Origin of the sequence: Levilactobacillus koreensis JCM 16448, from assembly GCF_001435525.1 — a bacterium.
In the GTDB taxonomy this organism is placed as follows: Bacteria; Bacillota; Bacilli; order Lactobacillales; family Lactobacillaceae; genus Levilactobacillus; species Levilactobacillus koreensis.
In genome coordinates this window covers 20387-33973 of sequence record NZ_AZDP01000040.1, presented here as the reverse complement: position 1 = coordinate 33973, position 13587 = coordinate 20387, and the positions used below count along the sequence as shown (strand labels likewise).

Here is a 13587-nt window from a genome sequence, read left to right as displayed (position 1 = left end):
GTGACTATGCCGGGTAGCGAGCCAGGTTAGGGGAACGGTGATCGACGGTGAAACGACGCGACTATCAACCAATTTATGAGAACACCTTTCAGCGGCATCATCGACGGCGGTGGTGGGCTTTATGCGCCCTCATTGTCGTCTTGCTGGTGGGAGGGTTTGGCTGGTTTCAGTGGCAAGCTCACCAGAAACAACAGTTGGCCAACTATCCGGTCCGCGGGGTCATCGTGAATCAGGACAGCGGCTACCTTGATTTTCAGCAGTTGGCCAAACATCATCAGTTTGTCTACCTCCAGGCGACGTCGGGGGCGACCTACACGGACGATGACTTCAGCGATAACTATTCGCGTTCGCAGGGAGCCGACATTAAGGTCGGGGTCATGCACACGTTTAGCTTCACCACGACGGCGCAGCATCAGTTCGAACACATCGTCGAAACGGTCGGCACAGATTCGGGGTCGTTACCGCTGGCCATCAGTGTGAGCTATTATGGTAACTACAATAGTGGGAATACGACCATGGCGACGCAGGGACAGAAATTGAAGCGACTCGTCGCTTTGCTCCAACAACATTATCAGCAGGGCATCGTGGTCTTGGCGAACCGGCAAGTGTTAAATCAATTCGTCAAGCCGGTCCTCCCGCAACAGGATTACTGGATCGCCGGTGGTCATCTAGTGGGGCATGCTGCTCAGATTCGGTTCATCGAATACGATGCCAACGCGTCGATTACGCAGGACGGTCAGGATCATGCAGTGGCGGTCTCGGTCTTCAATGGCACGCGGCAGGCTTGGACGAAGTATTCGGAGTAAATTAAATTGTATCAATGAGAAGGGGCGTGAGCCAAAAGGCGGTTAGTCAATGAGCATTACCGTCGCTAGACGAAAAATTGCGGTTTGAGATTGCTTGTCTAGCGGAGTTGACCGTTTTTTGTACATGTCCGTTCGGAACGCAAAATAAGGGTCTGGGAAGTTGTCCCAGGCCCTTATTTTGTTGGTTTGATTTTGAATTGTAAGTTTATGTAATTGGAATAGCCATAGAAAAAACGAAGGATGACGGAGCAGTCATTTTACCTGGCGTTCAGTGGCTACAAAAAAAGCTAGAGCCTAAGACCCTAACTAGTCATTCTTGTCAGTCAGTGGCTTGACGGCGTAGGTACAGTCGTCGGCTTCATCGAAGAAAGAAATTGGTTGACGCTCATTGGCGTGAATCGTCAAATGATAGCCAAATTTATCTTGGAATGTCAGCTGCTGCTCGTTGAGGTCCTGCACCCGCACCTGTAACTGGTGATCATCGATTTGCACGTCAAGATTAGGACTAATTTCTAACCGGTGACGCCGTTGATTATGGGGGTCAACGAACTGCCATGTGCCCACGTAAAATAGCGGTGAGTCGCTTGGCTGTGACTGCTTTTTCTTCCGTAACGAAAAGCCGCCCGTTAAGCCAGCGACGAGTGAAATACCAAATAGTGCGATTTCCCGACCTTTCACCGGTAATCCCTCCCTTGAATAGATTTCCACCTTCAATATACCATTTTTAACTGCGAATGCCTTAACAATTACCCCGGTTTAGCGGAAAATTAATTCTAGAGCTATCGCGACGCCGGCCCGACTGTTAAAATAGAAAAAGACACTTAGTTTTATGGGCTGGATAAGCGGTTTAAATCAGTCGTGACTGAATGGCTAAGGAATCCAGTGACATCTTTGGCTAGGCGCAGGAGTTAATCGCAGATAAGTTATGGTCCTGCAGGTCACCCAGCCTGAGTTGAGCGATCGCGTGTCTAGCGCCGCAACAGAACCCATGAAGAAGTTTGAGAAAGTTAAAATAACAATCAATTTTGGAGGGATTATGATGATTCGAATTGGAACGGCAGGGACTAACTGGATTACGCAGCAATTAGTTGAAGCACTAGCCTTATCTCAGCAGTTCACACTAGCGGGCATCTATTCGCGGCACTCGGAGACGGCAACGGCATTTGCCACCAAGAACCACGCCGAAGCGAGCTACACGGATTACGATGAGATGTTAGCGCAAGCCAAGTTAGACGCTGTCTACATTGCCTCGCCCAACAGTCTACATTTCGATCAAGCCATGGCCGCCATTGCCAAGGACATCTCGGTCATCGTTGAAAAACCCGCTTTCAGTAACCAGCGGGAAATGATCGCCTTCAAGGCAGCCTTGGCAGAGCACCCCAACGTGAGATTCTTTGAGGCGGCCCGGCACGTGCACACGCCCAACTTCAAGGCGATTGAAACGGCACTGTCAGGATTACCGACCGTTCAGGGAGCTAGCTTCACTTATATGAAGTATTCTTCCCGTTATGACAAGGTTTTAGCGGGTGAGCGGCCCAACATTTTTACCCGCGAATTCTCTGCGGGAGCCTTACAAGATGTCGGCGTTTATCCCATTTACGTGGCCGTGGCCCTGTTTGGCCAACCTAGTCACGTGGACCTTTTCCCCACACTGGTTGAGACTGGTGCGGACGGTAAGGGCGTTGCGATTCTGCGGTACGGCGACTTCGATGTGACGGTTAGCTTTGGGAAGACCAGTAACGCGTACGGTCTCTCTGAGATTTACGGTCTCAAGGAAACCATCACCATTGATAGTGCTGGAGAACTGACGCACGTTGAACAGCGGGCGGCGGATGGACAGGCAACGGATCTGAGTCAAGGCGACTTAGCGAACCCGATGCTACCGGAGGTCATGGACTTTGCTCGGGTCTTACAAGCACCGGATGATCCGCAAAATGTCCGCGACTACCAGCGCTGGCTACAGTGGAGCCTGACTGTCAATCAAGTACTTTACAGTTTGCGGGTTTCGGCGAACCTGAGTTTTCCAGCCGACGCGCACTAACAGAAAGGAAACTGTATGTTAAAACAATTTGAAGCTCATTTTAAAGATCTGGGCTACACGGAACAAACGGCCATTCAAGCCGCGGTTTACGAACCGCTGGTCGGTGACCACAATGTCTTGGGGTTAGCCCCAACGGGTTCCGGCAAGACCGTGGCGTTTACCTTGCCCGCCTTGGCGAACCTTTTACCCGGTGATGGCACCCAACTGATCGTGTTGGAACCTTCACAGGAGTTAGCGATTCAGACCAGCCGGGTCATGCGTGACTGGGCGAAGTTACTGAATTTACAGGTGCTTGCCTTGACCGGTGGGGCCAACGTTAAGCGGCAAACGGAACGGTTGAAGAAGCGGCCAGAGGTCATCGTCGGGACGCCCGGGCGGGTCTTGAACCTGGTGAGCGATCGGAAGTTAAAGCTCCACTTGGTGTCACTACTGATCATTGATGAGGCCGACGACTTGTTGACGGGGGATACGTTGGATACGGTCCGGTCAATCGCCCAGGCCGCTCCGGCGGAAGTGCAGTTGGGCTTCTTCTCGGCCACCGACACGCCAATCTTGCATGAACTTGACCAGTGGTTTGGCCAAACTGTAGAACGCATCGACGTTCGTCAGCAGGACCAGACGCAGGGGGTCGTTCGTCACGGCTTGCTCGAAGTCGGGATGGGAAAAAGGGATCAGATGTTGAAGCGGCTGTTAGCCATGCCGAATTTTCGAGCATTGGTCTTCTTCAAGCAGGCAAACACCTTGCGGCAAACGGCGACCCGCTTTTACCATGAGCACATGTCAGCGGCTAGCCTCACCAGCGACTTACGCCAAGTTCAACGCGAAAAGGCGTTGCAGGACTTTCGGTTAGGGCGTATTCGCTTACTCCTGACCACCGACGTTGCCGCGCGGGGCTTGGATATTCCCAAGTTGCCCGCCGTGATCAACTACGATCTGCCCGGTTCAGTGAATGAATACGTTCACCGGGTCGGCCGGACAGGGCGAATGGGTGAACCGGGTCAGGTCATCAGTTTAGGTGACGACCATGACTTGCGGGACCTGAAGAAACTGTTGAAGGACACGGACTACGACCTAGTGCCGATCTACTTCAGCGGCAGAACGTTAACAACGGAACGGCCAACGGCATCAGTAAAAGTGCCAGTGAAAACGCAAGCGCAAGGCCAAGCGGAAGCCTCGGTCACCACGGCCAAGACGGATGATGCCTCAGCCGCAGTAACAACGCAGCCGACGGAACGGCCAACGACAAAGACTGCCAGCAAGCCAGCCAAGGCCGTCGTCAGCAATCCTAGTAAGAAAAAGAAACATAAGAATCGGCACACCAAGAACAAGGGGATGCGCAAGAAGTGGCGTGACCACGACGAGCAGAACCAGAAGTAGCCCTTTACAATTTGAAAGATCCGTGTAAAAATTAGTAGCGGATCTTTTTATGGCCCTATAGCACAACTGGATAGGGCACTCGCCTCCTAAGCGAATGATCCCGGTTCGAGTCCGGGTGGGGCCAATTCTATATGATTTATTCGGTTGCGAAACGTTCTAGATTACGGTCTAGGGCGTTTTTTTGCGCCTTATAACTACTTAAGGTGAGCCATTTCCAGCCATCAGATGTGGGTTGAAATGGCATGAAGCCAACTTGGGGTCTTGCAGAACACTAGTTTCCAATTTTTTTCTGCTAAGCGGATAGAAAAGATGCCACCTCAGAAAAGTAATGTGACTGATTGCATATTTGCCGACTTCTCAGCTTACAGTTGTATTCAATGACAACTCAGCTGAAAAATTGTGATGAGCTAAGTTGTAAATGAAAGGGAAGGTTTGGGGCTTGACCTTTAGTTTTGCAGTGATCAATCAGAGCCGGAGGAGGCCAGGGATGCAGCTAGCCGTGGAAATATTGTTAGCTGGCCGTTGGCTAGCTAACAATATGGGCGACTTTGGAGACGTGTGATCTTCGCGGCTTCAAATCGAGCCGGAGGACCGCTTCACAGTCCGGAGCGTCCCCACAGCAGGCGGAATCCCTGGCAGCCGGAGTGCGGCCATTGTTAGCCAATCTGATTTTGGCAACAAGCTTTTCCAGTATTCAACTCCCCAATGGAATCGTTTTCCGTTATAATGAGGGTAGTCAAACAAGTGAGGAGGAGTTTCTTAATGGATAACACAGAATCAATGAATCCAAAGAAGTTTACCCGTATCCTAGTGGGGGTGGATGATTCACCTGATGCCCAATTGGCTTTTCGTTATGCGATGAACCGGGCTAAATTTGATGATGCCGAGTTGGTGATCTGCTCGGTTTTGGAATCGGACAACATGAACATTTATCAGGCGTTGAGTAAGGACTATGTTCACGGGCAACGCACCGACATGCAACACCACTTGCAGCAGTATCAAAAGCTGGCTGAACGTTTCGGAATTACTAAGGTTAAGATCATCATTGGTGAAGGGGACCCTGGTGAGACCATTGTCAAGAAGATCATTCCGGAAGCCAAGCCAGACCTGCTAGTCGTGGGGTCACTGTCACAATCCGGCGTTCGTAAGTATTTCGGTAGTCAGGCCGCCTACATGGCAAAATATTCTCCAATTTCCGTAATGATTGTCCGTTAGCGGTTTCACAGCGATTTGACGAACTAATATGAAAATAATGTTCAATTGGCCCCTTGCAAGTTGAAAATATTTTTCATACAATGGTTCTTATGCGAGTTGCTAGTTTTGCTTCGGCAGGCAGAATTAGTTAGAATCAGCATAAGAAAAGAGAGAATAAGAATGCAGTTCGTGATTTTGTTGTTGGGTATTTTGCTATTACTCTTCTTAATCATTCGAGTAAAGTTGAATACCTTCGTTTCACTGATCGCTACGTCGATTTTAGTAGCGCTTGGTTTAGGCATGAACCCCGCAAGTATTGCGGATTCCATCAAAAACGGGATCGGTAGCTCCATGGGCGAACTGATTATCGTCTTTGGTTTTGGAGCGATGATTGGCCGGTTAGTTTCTGACGCCGGTGGATCATACCGAATTGCCCGGACCTTGATCAGTATCTTTGGGAAGAAACGGTTACAAGTAGCCATTGTGGTGGCATCCTTCTTGATCGGGATCTCCCTGTTGTTTGAAGTGGGACTGGTTTTGGTCACGCCAATCGTGTTTGCGGTTGCGCTGGAAGCCGAAGTGCCATTCCTCTACTTGGGAATTTCCATGGCGGCTGCACTGTCGGCCACGCAAGGATTCCTGCCACCCCAACCATCCCCAACCGCCGTTGCGACCGCTTTAGGCGCAAACGTTGGTGAAATGTTGATGGTCGGTGTGATCGTCGCTATTCCGTGTGTGATCGTCGCCGGCCCAATCTGGACGCGGGTCATTCGTCGGTTTAACCCAGATCTCTTTGTCATTAAGCGGTCCTTACCCGCCTTTGGTGAAGTGAAGGAATTTGACCTGAAGGAAACGCCTGGCTTCGGTTTGGCCGTCTTCACGTCATTGTTCCCAGTTGTCTTCATGATTTTGGCAACGATTTATCAAATGGTCGTCAACGGGGGAACTGCGCCGAAAAATCCGCACGGTGTAGACGCCGTGATCACGATGCTCGGGAATCCGGTCATTGCCATGGTCATTGCGCTGCTCTTTGCCATCTGGTCCATGGGTTTCCATCGTGGCCGGTCCATGAAGGAAATCAGTGCGACTTTAGAAGACGCCATCAAGTCGATTTCGATGCTGTTAATGGTAATCGCCGGGGGTTCTGCGTTTAAGCAGGTCCTGATCGATGGTGGGGTTGGTAAAGCGGTTCAACAGATGATGATGCACTCCAAGTTCTCACCAATTCTGTTGGCTTGGTTGATTACCGTTATTCTACGGATCTCACTGGGTTCAGCGACGGTTTCTGGGATGACGGCTTCTGGGCTGATCACGCCACTGATGCACACGCTGGGCGCCGACCCCGTTATGATTGCTTTGGCAATCGGTGCGGGTTCCTTGGCTGCTTCCCACGTGAACGATGCTGGATTCTGGATGTTCTCCGAGTACTTTGACCTGAGCGTTAAGCAAACGTTCCAAGTCTGGACGACACTGGAAACGGTCATCTCAGTAGTCGGTTTGCTCATGGTCTTACTGATGAACATGATCATCCACTAATTGTATCTTTTATTTAATTGTTAGATATTGTGGTGCGCTGAGGTTACTTTAGTGCTTAAAAATAGAGCGTCGTGTCTACTTCCCAATTGGGAGAGGACACGACGCTCTTTAGTTAGTGAGACTTATTTTTCTTCACGGATAATAAACTTCGGTCGATGCTTGGTTTCGAGGTAGATCTTATTGATGTACTGACCAAGAATCCCCAGACAAAAGAGCTGAATTCCGCCGATCAACAGCAGGATGACGACTAAGGATGGCCAACCGGCAACGGCACCACCCACGGTCAAGGCCCGAACGAAAACGAAAATCATGCCAATCAGCGACAAGACAAATGAGATGCCACCGACCCAAGTTGCCAGCCGCAATGGTGCGCTGGAAAAATCGATGATGCCCTCAATCGAGTACGAAAACAGCTGCCGCAGATTCCAGTGAGTCTTGCCAGCTGCGCGGGGTTGGCTCTCGTAGGTCAGGTAGGTCGTCTTGAAACCGACCCAACTGAAGATACCCTTAGAAAAGCGGTTAAACTCCGGTAACGATAAGACGGTGTCGACAAATTGGCGCGTCATCAGGCGGTAGTCCCGGGCATTGGGTTCAATGCGCACATCGGATAACCAGTTAATGACCCAATAGAAACTAGATGAGAGAAAAGCCCGAATCCGGCTTTGCCCGCGCCGTTCCTTTTGAATCGTACCCACGCAGTCGTAACCATCTTGTTCAATCAGCTTGAACATTTTCGGTAGTAGCTCAGGTGGGTCTTGTAAATCGACGTCCATGACGGCCACCACGTCCCCAGTCGTGGCTTGCAAGCCGGCAGCGAGCGCCGATTCCTTCCCAAAGTTTCTGGAGAAGGACCGGTAGTGGACCGCCTCCGGAAACTGCTGATGTAAGGCTTTCATTTCTTCAAGGGTGCGGTCACTAGACCCGTCATCCACGAAGATATACTCCGGTGTTACCGTCGGGGTAGGGGTGTTCATAGAATCGATCACCTTGCTAACGGTTCGGTAAAACAGTGGAATGGATTCCTCCTCGTTATAGCAAGGAACGACCAGACTAATTTTTTTCATCACAGACATTCCTTTCACAACGATACTATCTTACCGCATTTGATTCGGGCTGGCCATTAAGTTTCCCTTACAGTCGGTAGTATCTAAAGACAAGTGTTGTTGTAAATTGGCTGCACTACGGCTACCACTTGATTAAAATTTAGCACAACTCGCGGAAAGGGTAACAGCTGACGAGTTCGTTGCGGCTAGTTAAGGAGGTGGTCGTAGCATGTGCTTAGTCGTTGTGCGGAGCAACTGATTAATGACGAAAAACCAGGTGACGTTATTTTAGGGGATGGGTCGGATAGCGTAACACTTGGCGGCGGTATCTGCTATAATTGACCTTAATTAGCATCATCATTGGAGGGAAAATTGTGACGAAACCAATTAAAGTCATGACCATTTTCGGAACGCGGCCCGAGGCAATTAAGATGGCCCCGATTATTTTAGCGATGCAGAAACGACCGAGTGAATTTACACCCATTACGGTCGTCACCGCGCAACACCGCGAAATGTTAGACCAAGTTCTGGAAATTTTCCACATTAAACCGGATTATGATTTAAATATTATGAAACCCAAACAGACGCTGAGTGAGATCACTACGCGGGTCTTATCACATTTAGATGCCGTACTGACGGCAGCCAAACCCGATATCGTTCTGGTCCACGGGGACACAACCACTACTTTTGCGGCTAGTGTGAGTGCCTTTTATCACCAAACGTTGCTGGGACACGTGGAAGCGGGGCTGCGGACCTGGGACAAGTACTCGCCGTATCCTGAGGAAATGAACCGGCAGTTAACGGATATCCTGAGTGATCTGTACTTTGCGCCCACCGAGCTATCACGCGCTAATCTCTTGAAACAAGCCCACCCCGACAGTCAGATCTACGTGACGGGGAACACGGCCATCGACGCCTTGAAGCAGACCGTTGACGCGAATTACCATCATGCGGTCTTGGATCAAGTACAGGCAGGGCACCGTTTGATCCTGCTGACCATGCACCGGCGTGAGAACCAGGGTGCGCCCATGCACGCCGTGTTGCACGCCGTTCGGCAGGTCGTCGTCGCCCATCCTGACGTGGAGGTCATCTATCCCGTGCACCTGAGTCCGGCCGTACAGAGTGTGGCGCACGAGGAATTGGATGGCATGGATCGGATTCATTTGATCGATCCACTGGATGTCGTTGACTTTCACAATCTGTCGGCCCGGAGTTACTTCATCATGACCGATTCCGGTGGTGTGCAGGAAGAGGCCCCGTCATTAAACAAACCAGTCTTGGTTTTACGGGACACCACGGAGCGGCCTGAAGGGGTCGACAATGGCACGCTGAAGTTAGTGGGGACTGATCCTAAACAAGTCACAGCGGCCATGGAAAGTTTACTGACTGATCAAGCAGCCTATGACCGGATGGCGCAGGTTAAGAACCCTTATGGTGACGGGCATGCGGCAGAATACATTTTAGATGCGATTCAGAAGAAAATTGGAGGCAATGCTAATGGCTGAGACGGCGTATGACCGGGCCGAGATTAAGACCACTGAACAGTTATCAGAAATTATGCGGGATATTCATTTAGATGCGCAAAAGAAGAATGAACGATTTGACTATAAAATTTTACGGAACGTTCACTTTGCCAATAAGGTCAAGAATCCCGTTACTCAGGAAATGAATGATGGGGATTCCTGGCGGGTGATGCAGATCGACAACCTGCTGGTCACCTCGTTTGGCGTCATCAACGTGGAGAGCAAGTATTGGCGGGGGATGATCTTCCATGATCTGTCGGAGGAGATGTTCTCGTCTAGTCTGGATGACTTTTCTGCGGTGAACCTGTCTTCACGCGAAAAGGAAAAAGAAACGTCACAGATGCTCACCAATCGGCTGGATCGGTTTTTCCTGCCCAATCTATCCGACGAAAATGAATCCCTGACGCAGGGGTACACGATGAGTCTGGAACAGGAGGGCCGTGGTCAACGGTCGATCACCTTGCATACAGGGATCAGTAATCCCGCAACGCAGGCGGAACTGTCATCGAAACTGCTGGTGCGTTATATCAATAGTGAAATCACGATGCACAAGCAATTGGAAAATAAAAATGACCGAATCATCGACTTTGTGAAGCCGTTGGTTTACTATAATTATTACGACCGTTACGACCACAACAATTCACTAGTTGTCGGCAATAAGACGAAGTTAAATGCAAGTGATGCCTACAACTGTACGGCGGTCGCCAACTATGAGGACTTAAAGACCTTCATCGAAGCCTTTCGTCAGGCTAAACGGGTTCGTTTTAGTCGTAAAACTCTTGAAAAAATGATTGGCACGTTGAAGTTCGCGGAGGACTACGGGTCATTCTAATGAAAGGAGCCAGGTGACCGTGACTAGTCAGTGGCGCAAACGCTTTGCCCCCACCATTCGGGTGATTCAAACCATCGCTAAGCACTTTCAAATGGCGAACGTTTCCGACTCAGCCGTCGTCTTGGCTTACTATGTCTTGATGTCGCTGTTTCCGGCGTTGCTGGTTTTGGCCAGTCTGCTCCCATTTCTGCATATTGATACGACATCCGTCCTCAATAGCATCGAGCCGATCGTTCCCGAAAGTATCTTCACCATGTTAAAGCCGATTATTCACTCGTTTTTAAATAACAAGAGTGGTAGCGTCTTGTCCATCGGGGTTATCGTGTCATTATGGTCCTCATCACGGGCCGTTGCGGCGTTTCAACGAACTGTCAACGGTGCGTACGGGGTCTCCAAGCAAAATGCCCTGGTGAGTCGGGTGGTGGCGTTTTTCTGGATGGTCGTTTTGATTGTGTTGTTGTTCGTGTTGATGTTGTCCTTTAGTTTTGGCCAGATCGTCTTGGAACAGTTGACCCCCTTGCTGCACTTGCCAACGCAACTGATTGCCTACGTCAACGCCATCAAATGGCCAGTGACATTTCTGGTCACGTTCTTTATCTTGATGATCCTATTTTACTTTGTGCCCAGTGCTAAAATTAAATGGCGCTACGTGTGGCCTGGGGCGCTCACGGCGACATTGGGTTGGTTGTTCCTGTCGCAAGCCTTCTCGCTGTATGTGAAGTACTTCGTCCACAACATCGATAGTTATAAGACCATTGGAACGTTTATCGTGTTGATGTTTTGGCTGTACTTCACCGGAATGATCCTGATGTTCGGGGCCGTGTTGAATGCGGCTATTCAAGAGCTCTGGGAGGGGGATATCGCGGAGCAATCCGCGATTCCTCAGATACTAAAGTATCGTATTAAGAAAAAATGAAGTGTCAAAAAACGCACGCAATCAACCTAATCGTTGACTGCGTGCGTTGGTGACTCCGGGTAATTTTACCCCTTATTGATTTAACTGGTTGCTTACTTTGAGGACGATTGTTTTTGGAACGTGGTGACCAGACCCTGAGCAAACTGATCGAGTTGGTCGATGGCTTCCTGGTCTGGCTCCAAGTTGATCTTCACGTTGGCCGCACCACGAGTGGCGCCAGTCATTTGAAAGACATGGTCAAAGTGGTCGACGGTGGTGTTATAGTATTCCCCGTAGAAGGTGTCACCAGACCCGGCAACGCCGTAAACTTTACCAGCCAAGTCGAGTTCTTGCAGGTCTTCGTAAAAGTCCATGCCTTCATCGGGAAGGGACCCTTCATCATAGGTGTACGCACAAACCACGCAGATATCGGCGTCCGCTAATTCTGCGGCGTCGGTCTGCGAGATTTCCGTTTCGGTGACCTGACAGCCTAGATCCTCTAATTTTTCGGTGACGATGTCCGCCACGTCTTCATTGTTACCCGTAATTGTGGCAAATACCACGTGTGCCGTTGCCAATTTGACCACTCCCTTGTCAGTATGCCGTTAATTATAGCAGGTCGATCGCTTGGTGGCTAGGGACCATGACGACCACACACGGTGTTGCTAGGGAAAAGATAATGGCTTAACTAATTACCCGTTAGGTCCAGCATCGCGGTTAGAGAACTGGTAGAATAGTTGCGAAGCTTGAAGAATGACTAGAGTGGTCGTGTCATGACTGCCAGAAAGTCCACTTGTAATGGTAAGCATCGTCGCTGATGCACGCCTTTTGTTAATCTATATAATACGAGGTTGAAAGTTTCAAAATACCAATTACGTCTGCTCTAGCAATAACATCGGTCCCAAAACTAGGCAACCTGGTGAGTCCTTCGCCTTACCGGCCGGCAGATATGGGCTGGAACGGTGCGAACACAACTTGAAGCCTCGAAAGAACCGAGTCTACAAGGTTGGTTTTCTGCTAAGCCGGCAAGAAACGCCGACCAAGCAGAACGACGCGCCTGAGCCCATATCTGCCGACCTCTCGGCTTACGCGGTGTGCATAGACGACGGAGATAATGACTGTAACAGTCACTATCGATTGGACCGAAAGCGCTAAAACTCCAGGTATTCCGGCTGTTGTCGTGGTAACGCACAGAGTTAGAGCCGGAGGAGGACAGGGATGCAGCCAGCTTACAGCACGGGCGACTTTGGAGACACGCGATCTTCGTGGCTTCAAAGCGAGCGAGAAGACTGGTGAATTTCCGGTCTGAAGCGTCCCCACAGCAGGCGGAATTCCTGTCAGCCGGAGTGCGGCAATTTTATACTATCTTAATGGTGTGAATCCTTGCCGAAACTGGGACGAGACAGGTACTTCATCTTTCAACCTTTAGTTATGATCATCGGTGCTACAGGCTAACAAGGTAAGCCGAAAGAAACACAATGTTTCCTATTGGGAATAAAAATAACGCAAAGGATGTGACTTGCATGGCTGAAATTACTATGATTGAGGCGCAAAAGCGCAGTGGACGATTTAATATTTACGTTGACGGGCACTATGCTTTTCCCGTCAGTGAGAGCGTGCTGGTCGACTTCCGGCTCTTTAAGGGGATGGAGGTCGATAAGGACCTCGAAAGTCGTTTGGCGGCCGCTGATGATGTTTCTAAGGCCTATAACCGGGCACTGGATTATTTATCCAATCAGCTGCGAACTGAAAAAGAGGTTCGTGATAAATTAGGAACATTGGAGATTCCACCTGAGACGATCGATCAGACGCTACAAAAGCTGCGCGACATGTCACTGGTCGATGATGGTCAGTATGCGGGCAGCTACGTGCGGACCATGATGAACACCAGCGACAAAGGGCCGCGGGTGATTCGTCAGAACTTGCGCCAAAAGGGTGTGGGTGAGCAAGTCATCGATGACGCCCTGAAGCAGTACACACCAGCGGAACGCATGACCGTGGGGACGGCCGTCGCGGAAAAACTGGCCAAGCGGTATCATCGGCAAGCCTTTGGCACGCAACAACAGAAGATTCGGCAGGGCCTGATGACCCGGGGGTTCGATAGCGACGAGGCGGGGGCCATGTTAGAGTCGCTGGAACTCACGCCAGACGTTGACGAACAGCAGGAACTGCTGGCAAAGCAGGGTGAAAAGATGTGGCACCGTTATCGGGCGTTATCGGCATCGGAACGGGCCTACAAGACCAAGCAGGCACTATATCGTAAGGGATTTAAGCTCGATGATATTAGTCGTTGGCTGGCCGATTTTGGGGAATCGGATTAAAAACTTAATCAGGTAGGGG

The 13587-nt window shown here is 50.2% G+C and carries 12 protein-coding genes and 1 tRNA gene; 10 read left to right on the top strand and 3 right to left on the bottom strand.

Annotation, left to right across the window (positions count from 1 at the left end; translation table 11 throughout):
* The first annotated feature begins 47 nt into the window (after positions 1–47).
* Entirely contained in the window at positions 48–806 is a 759-nt protein-coding gene (locus tag FC99_RS02960; RefSeq protein WP_048735706.1) for a GH25 family lysozyme, read from the top strand.
* A 306-nt stretch (positions 807–1112) separates the two neighbouring features.
* Here the strand turns inward: FC99_RS02960 and FC99_RS02955 are convergent, their stop codons facing one another.
* Positions 1113–1484, bottom strand: coding sequence for a DUF4828 domain-containing protein (locus FC99_RS02955; RefSeq protein ID WP_048735707.1), 372 nt, complete (start codon positions 1482–1484; stop codon positions 1113–1115).
* A gap of 361 nt (positions 1485–1845) precedes the next feature.
* Here FC99_RS02955 and FC99_RS02950 point away from each other — a divergent pair, with 361 nt between their 5' ends.
* The 5 genes from FC99_RS02950 to FC99_RS02930 all read left to right on the top strand — a co-directional run bounded on the left by FC99_RS02950 (position 1846) and on the right by FC99_RS02930 (position 6954).
* Positions 1846–2847 carry a Gfo/Idh/MocA family protein gene (locus tag FC99_RS02950; protein ID WP_048735708.1) on the top strand — a complete coding sequence of 334 codons (1002 nt, stop codon included), beginning with the start codon at positions 1846–1848 and terminating at the stop codon, positions 2845–2847.
* 15 nt (positions 2848–2862) lie between these two features.
* The gene (locus FC99_RS02945; protein WP_048735709.1) at positions 2863–4224 is read left to right on the top strand and encodes a DEAD/DEAH box helicase; all 1362 of its coding nucleotides are present in this window, start codon (positions 2863–2865) and stop codon (positions 4222–4224) included.
* Positions 4225–4275: 51 nt separating this feature from the next.
* A tRNA-Arg gene (locus FC99_RS02940) sits at positions 4276–4348 on the top strand.
* 638 nt (positions 4349–4986) lie between these two features.
* On the top strand, positions 4987–5439 hold the full coding sequence (locus tag FC99_RS02935; RefSeq protein WP_048735710.1) for a universal stress protein: 453 nt from the start codon (positions 4987–4989) through the stop codon (positions 5437–5439).
* Positions 5440–5598: 159 nt separating this feature from the next.
* The gene (locus FC99_RS02930) at positions 5599–6954 is read left to right on the top strand and encodes a gluconate:H+ symporter (RefSeq protein ID WP_048735711.1); all 1356 of its coding nucleotides are present in this window, start codon (positions 5599–5601) and stop codon (positions 6952–6954) included.
* 122 nt (positions 6955–7076) lie between these two features.
* Here FC99_RS02930 and FC99_RS02925 read toward each other — a convergent pair whose 3' ends face one another.
* On the bottom strand, positions 7077–8018 hold the full coding sequence (locus FC99_RS02925; protein ID WP_048735712.1) for a glycosyltransferase family 2 protein: 942 nt from the start codon (positions 8016–8018) through the stop codon (positions 7077–7079).
* 353 nt (positions 8019–8371) lie between these two features.
* Between FC99_RS02925 and wecB the strand changes: the two genes are divergently transcribed.
* Genes wecB through FC99_RS02910 form a run of 3 tightly spaced genes read left to right on the top strand, consistent with a single transcriptional unit; the run spans position 8372 to position 11268 of the window.
* A complete protein-coding gene (wecB, locus tag FC99_RS02920) occupies positions 8372–9502 on the top strand; it encodes a non-hydrolyzing UDP-N-acetylglucosamine 2-epimerase (RefSeq protein ID WP_156166947.1) in 1131 nt (376 codons plus the stop codon).
* Positions 9495–10352, top strand: a complete 858-nt coding sequence (locus FC99_RS02915) for a nuclease-related domain-containing protein (RefSeq protein WP_048735713.1) — start codon at positions 9495–9497, stop codon at positions 10350–10352. Before wecB ends, FC99_RS02915 begins: the two co-directional genes overlap by 8 nt.
* 19 nt (positions 10353–10371) lie before the next feature.
* Positions 10372–11268: a YihY/virulence factor BrkB family protein gene (locus tag FC99_RS02910; RefSeq protein WP_048735714.1), complete on the top strand. Its 897-nt coding sequence runs from the start codon at positions 10372–10374 to the stop codon at positions 11266–11268.
* A 92-nt stretch (positions 11269–11360) separates the two neighbouring features.
* Here the strand turns inward: FC99_RS02910 and FC99_RS02905 are convergent, their stop codons facing one another.
* Positions 11361–11825: a flavodoxin gene (locus FC99_RS02905; RefSeq protein ID WP_048735715.1), complete on the bottom strand. Its 465-nt coding sequence runs from the start codon at positions 11823–11825 to the stop codon at positions 11361–11363.
* Between the two features lie 945 nt (positions 11826–12770).
* On the opposite strand from FC99_RS02905, the gene recX reads away from it, so the two are divergent.
* Positions 12771–13568, top strand: coding sequence for a recombination regulator RecX (gene recX, locus FC99_RS02900; RefSeq protein ID WP_048735716.1), 798 nt, complete (start codon positions 12771–12773; stop codon positions 13566–13568).
* The last annotated feature ends 19 nt before the right edge of the window (positions 13569–13587 follow it).

Bases quoted from the DNA above. Each gene is read 5' to 3' on its own strand.
- FC99_RS02915 (WP_048735713.1), top strand. From the start codon at position 9,495: ATGGCTGAGACGGCGTATGACCGGGCCGAGATTAAGACCACTGAACAG.
- FC99_RS02930 (WP_048735711.1), top strand. From the start codon at position 5,599: ATGCAGTTCGTGATTTTGTTGTTGGGTATTTTGCTATTACTCTTCTTA.
- FC99_RS02935 (WP_048735710.1), top strand. From the start codon at position 4,987: ATGGATAACACAGAATCAATGAATCCAAAGAAGTTTACCCGTATCCTA.
- FC99_RS02950 (WP_048735708.1), top strand. From the start codon at position 1,846: ATGATTCGAATTGGAACGGCAGGGACTAACTGGATTACGCAGCAATTA.
- FC99_RS02945 (WP_048735709.1), top strand. From the start codon at position 2,863: ATGTTAAAACAATTTGAAGCTCATTTTAAAGATCTGGGCTACACGGAA.
- recX (WP_048735716.1), top strand. From the start codon at position 12,771: ATGGCTGAAATTACTATGATTGAGGCGCAAAAGCGCAGTGGACGATTT.
- FC99_RS02925 (WP_048735712.1), bottom strand. From the start codon at position 8,018: ATGAAAAAAATTAGTCTGGTCGTTCCTTGCTATAACGAGGAGGAATCC.